Source organism: Pontimicrobium sp. MEBiC01747, from assembly GCF_053601635.1.
In genome coordinates, this window is record NZ_JBSHNS010000088.1 from 1 (window position 1) to 6,852 (window position 6,852).

Here is a 6,852-nt window from a genome sequence, read left to right on the forward strand (position 1 = left end):
GAAGTAGAACATGTTTCTTTGCTATGGGTTTTTACCTTAGCTGCCGTTACAGGAATTTTTGGTGGACTTTTTGGTATTGGTGCGGGTGTATTAATGATACCTGTTCTTACTATTTTATTAAAATTAAAAAAAGAATTTGCAAGGGCTTTAAGTTTATCTATACTAATTCCTCCTGTTAGCTATGGCGCTTTTATTAAGTACAATGCTGAGCTTTCTATAAATTGGCAGTTAGTGTCTATACTTTTTTTTAGCTATTTTATTGCTAATTATTTTGGCACAAAAAAAGGAAGTAAAGCTTCTAAAAAAGTCTTTACTTCCATCTATTCAATTATACTATTAAGTATTGCTTTTATTTACTTGGTAAAATAACCGAGTTATGCTTTTGGCAAAAACACTTCTGCCATCATGCAACGGGCACTTCCGCCTCCACAAGCTTCAATTGTGTCTAAAGAGCTTGATAAAATTTTACAATGTTTTTCTATAATGCTTATTTGTGCTTTAGATAAAGAATCGTACGCTGCCTGACTCATTATTAAAAACAACTCATCGTTAGCTCCTTTTACTTGAAGCATATTACCTGCAAAATTATTTACTTGATCTTCGGTAATTCTTATGACTTCTTTACCATCTTCGGTTAAATGCTTTACAACTTGTTTACGTTCTTTTTTATCGTCTATACAGTCTAAACAGATCACTGCAAAAGTTTCTGCTAAACACATCATAACATTAGTATGATATATTGCTTTACGTTCTCCATTTACAGTTTGATTGGCTGTAAAAACTACTGGAGTATATTCGAAATCTTCACAGAACTCTATAAATAAACCTTCATCTGCACGTGGTGATAAGGCACAATATGCTTTTCTATTTTTGCGATCTAATAGTAAGCTTCCCGTTCCTTCTAAAAATACATCTTCTGCTTCAGCAGATGTATAATCCACTATATTTTCTATTTTAAATCCTTGAGATTCTAATGCTTCTAAAACATCTTCTCGACGCTCCAACCTTCTATTCTCTGCAAACATAGGGTATAATCCAACTGTTCCATTTTCATGAAAAGACACCCAATTGTTTGGGAAAATTGAGTCTGGAGTATCAAACTCTTTTGTATCATCTACAACAACAACATTTATACCTACGCCTCTTAATTTTTCAACATAAGCATCAAACTCTTGCTGCGCTTTAGCGTTTACAGTTTCTGGCAATAAATTATCTATTACTTTTTGGTAATAGTTATTTACTGCGGTTTGCTCATTCATCCTAAAGCCTATAGGACGAATCATTAAGATTGTATTTGTTGTTTGTTGCATGGTTTACAAATTTTAGATTGCAAAAATAGAAAATATGATAATCAATTTATATTAGCTATTTCTTTTTTTTAATCGCTTTTTAATAAATACAAATATTACTCCTCCTATAATTAATAATGGCCAAATATTAATTAACCCTAAAAGCACAATTTCTATAGCATGCATTCCATTAGATAAACTTGATTTTGTTTTACTCCAAAACGTTTTATTATAGGCTATTGGTTCTTCTTTATAATCCACAGTTTCGTATAAATCTATTTGTATAGTACTGTAAGACACTTTGTTTGTTAGGTATTTTAAGCGCCCTTGGTTTGCTTCAATTTCTTCTTGTATTACTCTTAATTTATCTTCTGTTTTTAAAATATCTTCAACTGTTTTAGCGTTTTTTCTTAGTATGGTTTCATAACGCGCTTTTACTTCTAATTTTGTTTTTAAGCGTGTTTCTAAATCTACATATTCTTCTGTAACATCTTTTGTAGTTATATTTTCATAATCTACAAATTCTGCTACTGTGCTTATGGAATCCATGATAGCATCAAAATGTAGGTTAGGGACTTTTATTGTAAATCTATTTTCTTTTGAGTATAAATTATTCTGCAACCTTAAGTCTGAAATATAGGCATTGTATTTAGCCGCCATATTTTTTATTACTGTGGTTGCTAATTTTACATTTTTCACCTTATAACGTATTGATGCCGATTTTATAATTTTTAACTCTTTAGGTGTTTTAATTTTATGAGAAATTGATGCTACAGGATTTGTATATACCTCTTTTACATCACTCAAATAACTTTCTCCTTGTATTGCATCGTAAGTTTCTGTTATAGATGTAGACGCTGCTTTTACTTCTTCTTTATAATTACTGTTATTACAAGATGAAATTGTAAATGCTGTAATTATTACTGTAAAAAAGATTAGGCTTTTTAATTGTTTTGCTTTCATAATGTTATATTTTTAATGTTACTAAAGCAAACCTATCTTAATTTTGTATTTTGCTTTTGAAAAACACTTGCAAAGCTTTTGTAAATCGTTTTACAATTTTCAATAATCTAAAAATCAAATAATTACTTCTTTTTGAATTCTGAAAACACATATCTTTTTCAATGCTTAAAGGCACAACTATTTAGTACGTTTTCTAAAAACCATAGTGTTACTGAAGCTATTGAAGATTGGAAAGGAGAAACGATTACTGCTTTTCAAGAAGATTTATTTCTGCAGTTAAAAGCAAAGGTTAGCGAAAAATGGTTTTATACCTACATTAAGAAAACACCTGAAAAACTTCCCAGAATAGATATTTTAAATTTATTAAGTAAATATGTTGGTTACGACAATTGGGAGGCTTTTAAAGTTGCGAATAAAAGTGTTACAAAAACCACAGTAAAGACCCCCAAAAAATGGCTTTGGACTTTACTACTTATACCTATTACATTTTTAATTTACAGTTCTATTACTGCTAAAAACACTTTTGAATTTTGTTTTCTGGATGATATTAAAAATGAGGCTATAACTAAAACCGTTTTAGATATTAAAATATTACAGAAAAAAGAATCTCCTATTTATTTAAAAACCGATAGTTTAGGTTGCTTTACTTATAAAACAAAACAAGAATCTATTACGTTTGTAGTACAATCGCCTTACCATAAAACAGATACTATTATTAGACATATTGGTTCTAACAGTAATCAAATTATAAAATTAAAACCTGATGATTACGCTTTAATGCTTCATTATTACACCAACGGAAATATTAAAGATTGGAAAAAACATAAAGAACAGCTTCATTTATTATTTGCTGATAATGCTACCATTTACCAATTGTATGAAAACAATATTGGTATTGAAATTTACTCTAAGCCTGAATTTATAAGAACATTAACCATACCAACTAAAAGCTTAAAACGTATAAAAATATTAGATAAGACCATGAAAAATGGTAAAATAGTAACTCTTAAATTTATGATGAAATGAAAAAGGTAATCTACATATTTATGAGTTTAATTATTATCTCGTGCGCAAAACATGAATCTAAAAGCAAGGCTACTGATGCTCTAGAGGTTGAAAACATTTACAGTAGTGAAGGAACAACTGATGGGCTTACACTAGATTTAAAATTTACCACAAATGAATCTACTATTAACGAATACCAACTGCTAGCGACCCAAAAATTAAACGATGTTTATGATTTAATAAATTTAAAACAACAACATCCCGATTTTAAAGAGGATATTCAGGCCCAATTAAACGCTTTAATATTAAATAGTGATGCTCTACCTTTTTTTAATGGCAAAGTTTCTATTGAAAACATTACGCAAAAGGGTAATATTGTAAAGGTTTCAGATTCTATTTATAAAATGCAGCTTAACTTTAATGTTGTTTCAAAGAATAAGACTATTAAAGATTCTATAAATGCCTCTATTACTACTAAAGTAGAAATTATTAATGGTGCGCCTGTAAAAACAAATAAAATTCATTTTTCTGTAATAGATTAAAGCTCTATTTACTTCCACTTGATGCCACACCCTACACTTGGTTTTTGAGAGGTTATAGGTTTTGCTTTATTTAATACCGCATCTATAGCATTACGTATATCGTTTCCTGTTAACGGTTTTCCGTTTCTTGGTCTAGAGTCGTCTAGTTGTCCATGGTACGTTGTTTTTAAATCTGCATCAAACACATAAAAATCGGGCGTACATGCAGCATCGTATGCTTTTGCTACTGCTTGAGTTTCATCATACAAATACGGAAATGGATACTGTAGCCGTGCCGCTGTTTCTTTCATTAACTCTGGACTATCTTGAGGATAACGTTCTACATCATTACTGCTTATGGCTATAAAGCCTATACCTTGCGCTTTGTAATCATTAGCCAGTTTTACTAATTCATCGTTTACATGTATTACAAAGGGACAGTGATTACATATAAACATAATAACAGTTCCTTTTGCTCCTTTTAAATCTTGTAATTGTAATAGTTTACCAGACACGGTGTCTTGCAAAATAAAGCTTGGAGCTTCTGTTCCTATTGGAAAAGGGTTAGAAGGTGTTAATGCCATCGTTTATATTTTTAATTATTAATCTTAAATTTTATAGTAATGCCTTTTTCTTAAAAACCGTTAGGTTTGTATAACCTTATAATGCATACTACAGCCATTTCTTTTTTCTGAAGTATATTAGTAAACTTATAAATACTATTATCATGAACGCCCAAATTATTTGATATCCGTATGGGGATTTTAATTCGGGCATATTTTCAAAATTCATTCCATAGACACCAACTATAAAGGTTAACGGTATAAATATCGTAGCTATAATAGTTAGTACTTTCATAATACTATTCATTTTATTACTAACTGTAGTCATGTACATATCCATTAACCCCCAAATCATTTCTCTAACTACATCAATATTTTCACTAATTAAAACGATCTGATCTTGTAAGTCTCGATAATAGTTTAAGGTTTTTTCTTTTATTAGTGTGGAATCTGTTTTTACAATTCTTCCTATAACTTCTCTCGACGGAAAAATATTTCTTCTTACTCTTAAGATATCATTCTTTAAAAGTTGAATATCTTTAGTAATTCCTTCATGAGTACTCTCTACAAATAGTTCGTTCTCAAGTCCCTCTACTTTATCACTTATAGAATCAATAATAGAGAAATAATTATCGACAATGGCATCCATGAGTGCAAAACCAAGGTAATCTGCTTCAGAGTTTCTAACGCGAGACTTCTCGTTTTTAAGGCGTGTTCTAACACCATTAAAAACATCTTTTTCAGATTCTTGAAATGTAATTACGTAATCTTTACCTATAACTAAAGAGACATGTTCGCTTACAAAATCTGTATCTGCATCAAAGTATAGCATTTTAATGACAATAAATAAATAAGACTCATATTCATCAATTTTAGGACGTTGCCCTGTATCTACAATATCTTCTAATATTAATGGATGCAACTTAAATAAGTCGCCAATTTTTATAATATTGTCTGTATGGCTCAAACCATTTACATTAATCCAGGTAATATTACCGTTATCTTTAAACCCTTCGATTTCCTCAATAAAATCAGTTTTTAATGTATTAATACTTTCACTAGAAAAATCATAAACCTCTAAACTGGTTTTTAAATTTTCCTTATCGCCAAGGTATATAACCTCACCTGGTGCTTTACCAATACTCTTTTTATGTTTTCTTCTTTTAACTTTACTCATTTTATTTAACTTATGTCTATCCATTACAAAAAATGTCTTGATAGGTATAAACAAAGATATATAATAATCAACGGTTTTACTTTTAAACGTTATGCTGTATTAAGTCTATTTATTATAAACATCTGTTTTTACATGTATTTCATTGCCATTAGTAAATGAGTCAAGACTTTTAACATTTGAGCTAAGTTAAACCTCTCTTTCTCTATAGCTTTGCAGTGTACAAAAGAAGTTTAACCTTAAAATTCAAATTTTTATTATGAAAAATTACATAACAACAGCTTTAATTCTTGTAACTGGTTTAGCTGTTTCTCAAAATAAACCAACAGACAAAATTACAACGACACAAACTAAAATAGTAAAAGCTAAAGATGGTAATACTACATACGATAAAAAAGTAAAAGTAATTACTACTAAAGAGCAAGAAGTAAAATTAGACCCTAAGGATAAGGGAAAAATTGATGGCGATAGAGTATTCCCACCTACTAAAGTCACTAAAACAATATTAGTTGATAACGATAAAGATCCATTTTATGATGAGCTTACTAAAGTTAAATATTATAAGCACAATGGAAACAAATATGCTTTTGAAAAAACTAGCGAAGGGTTTGTAATGAACTATTTTAAAAACAATAAAAAGTTAAAATCTGGTAAAGCAATTAAATCTAGTTCTAACCCTTATTACTTGGTTGTAAACGGAGATAAGCAAGGTGTTGGTTATTTTGACAACAACAACAAATTTATTATTGAATACATTAGTATTGATGAAGATAAAATAGAAAGAAGTGAATTTGAAAATTCAGACTTTTAATCTAATAAATTATTAATTATAGAAAAACGGTTACTACACAGTAACCGTTTTTTTTATGCCTTTAAAGCATATGAGTTAAAGTCAAACTTATTTGAGTAAACAAACTTTAAACGTCTCCATTATCTTTGCAGTGTAAGACTTCAATAGAGCTATAAACACTTGAAACTCTTATTCCAAATTTAGTAGTAATTCTATTATTCTCTATTCCATTTATGGATAAATACAGAACACTTTTATAGAAGATTAAGAGCAAAAACAAAGCATTAATAAACTAAAAATGTCTTACAAAGGTATTAACATACCATTCTAAATTACCCCTTTTCAATTTACTAATAAATTGAATATTAAGATGCTAATGATAGCCTTATAAGTTGTGGCTTTTATTGACATCTTCAAAACAGAAAATTATTTTTTTAACCTTTAAAACATATAAATTATGACAACATCTGATAAAAAACCAAAATTGAAATCTTTTAAAAAATTAGGTTTTACATTCTTAGAAACCACAGAAATAGTTGTAAATATG

8 protein-coding genes are annotated in these 6,852 nt (G+C 29.0%); 4 read left to right on the plus strand and 4 right to left on the minus strand.

All coding sequences use genetic code 11. The features are described from left to right. Positions 1 to 369 (plus strand): TSUP family transporter (locus ACVC2P_RS01570; RefSeq protein WP_452596728.1); only part of this gene is annotated, 369 nt, incomplete at its 5' end. A gap of 5 nt (positions 370 to 374) precedes the next feature. On the opposite strand, the gene ctlX is transcribed toward ACVC2P_RS01570, so the two are convergent. After that, positions 375 to 1,310: a citrulline utilization hydrolase CtlX gene (gene ctlX / locus ACVC2P_RS01575; RefSeq protein WP_452596729.1), complete on the minus strand. Its 936-nt coding sequence runs from the start codon at positions 1,308 to 1,310 to the stop codon at positions 375 to 377. Between the two features lie 51 nt (positions 1,311 to 1,361). Further along, positions 1,362 to 2,252, minus strand: coding sequence for a DUF4349 domain-containing protein (locus tag ACVC2P_RS01580; protein ID WP_452596730.1), 891 nt, complete (start codon positions 2,250 to 2,252; stop codon positions 1,362 to 1,364). 132 nt (positions 2,253 to 2,384) lie between these two features. Between ACVC2P_RS01580 and ACVC2P_RS01585 the strand changes: the two genes are divergently transcribed. Then, a complete protein-coding gene (locus ACVC2P_RS01585; protein ID WP_452596731.1) occupies positions 2,385 to 3,278 on the plus strand; it encodes a hypothetical protein in 894 nt (297 codons plus the stop codon). Beyond that, positions 3,275 to 3,799, plus strand: coding sequence for a hypothetical protein (locus ACVC2P_RS01590; RefSeq protein ID WP_452596732.1), 525 nt, complete (start codon positions 3,275 to 3,277; stop codon positions 3,797 to 3,799). The genes ACVC2P_RS01585 and ACVC2P_RS01590 overlap by 4 nt, the downstream gene beginning before the upstream one ends. 8 nt (positions 3,800 to 3,807) lie before the next feature. Here the strand turns inward: ACVC2P_RS01590 and ACVC2P_RS01595 are convergent, their stop codons facing one another. Together ACVC2P_RS01595 and corA are read right to left on the minus strand one after the other, a co-directional pair. Next, positions 3,808 to 4,362 carry a thioredoxin family protein gene (locus ACVC2P_RS01595; protein WP_452596733.1) on the minus strand — a complete coding sequence of 185 codons (555 nt, stop codon included), beginning with the start codon at positions 4,360 to 4,362 and terminating at the stop codon, positions 3,808 to 3,810. Between the two features lie 88 nt (positions 4,363 to 4,450). Continuing rightward, complete coding sequence (corA, locus tag ACVC2P_RS01600) at positions 4,451 to 5,518, minus strand: magnesium/cobalt transporter CorA (protein ID WP_452596734.1); 1,068 nt, start codon at positions 5,516 to 5,518, stop codon at positions 4,451 to 4,453. 256 nt (positions 5,519 to 5,774) lie between these two features. Between corA and ACVC2P_RS01605 the strand changes: the two genes are divergently transcribed. Further along, complete coding sequence (locus ACVC2P_RS01605; RefSeq protein ID WP_452596735.1) at positions 5,775 to 6,326, plus strand: hypothetical protein; 552 nt, start codon at positions 5,775 to 5,777, stop codon at positions 6,324 to 6,326. Positions 6,327 to 6,852: the final 526 nt, after the last annotated feature.

What these genes read in the sequence shown, in the direction of transcription:
- corA (WP_452596734.1), bottom strand. Translation starts at nt 5,518, where the DNA reads ATGAGTAAAGTTAAAAGAAGAAAACATAAAAAGAGTATTGGTAAAGCA.
- ACVC2P_RS01590 (WP_452596732.1), top strand. Translation starts at nt 3,275, where the DNA reads ATGAAAAAGGTAATCTACATATTTATGAGTTTAATTATTATCTCGTGC.
- ACVC2P_RS01580 (WP_452596730.1), bottom strand. Translation starts at nt 2,252, where the DNA reads ATGAAAGCAAAACAATTAAAAAGCCTAATCTTTTTTACAGTAATAATT.
- ACVC2P_RS01605 (WP_452596735.1), top strand. Translation starts at nt 5,775, where the DNA reads ATGAAAAATTACATAACAACAGCTTTAATTCTTGTAACTGGTTTAGCT.
- ctlX (WP_452596729.1), bottom strand. Translation starts at nt 1,310, where the DNA reads ATGCAACAAACAACAAATACAATCTTAATGATTCGTCCTATAGGCTTT.
- ACVC2P_RS01595 (WP_452596733.1), bottom strand. Translation starts at nt 4,362, where the DNA reads ATGGCATTAACACCTTCTAACCCTTTTCCAATAGGAACAGAAGCTCCA.